This window comes from Sulfitobacter sp. G5_S2_6_S6, from assembly GCF_054968505.1.
The window spans coordinates 1-380 of record NZ_JBQKUI010000030.1; the positions used below are offsets into that span (position 1 = coordinate 1).

The 380-nt window shown below is 54.2% G+C and carries 1 protein-coding gene; it reads right to left on the minus strand.

All coding sequences use genetic code 11. The features are described from left to right. Nucleotides 1-380, minus strand: a 380-nt coding sequence (locus ACTRWK_RS17525) for a DDE-type integrase/transposase/recombinase (protein ID WP_462844110.1), incomplete at both ends; no start/stop codon positions are given.

Here is a 380-nt window from a genome sequence, read left to right on the forward strand (position 1 = left end):
GGCGATCGCTATGGACTACGGGCCGCGCTTCGCTGTCAGCGATGGTTTCTACCGCTGCATCAAGCATGGTGTTCACAAGGTCGGCATCCGGTCTGGTCCCTATGGTCCAACTTAAGACGAGGCCGTCGAAGCAATCGATGATCGGGGAAAGATAGACTTTTCCAGCTCGGATGTGGAACTCTGTGATATCGGTCAGCCACTTCTCGTTTGGCGCTGCCGCCTGGAATTTTCGGTTGATGATATTCTCCGGCGCAGGGCTAATCTCACCCAGATATGAGCTGTAACGACGCCGCTTCGGCTTTGGGACGATCAGAGCTTCCTGTTTCATCAGGCGCCGCACCACTTTTTCGGAGATCGAGATGGATTCCCGCTTCATATAT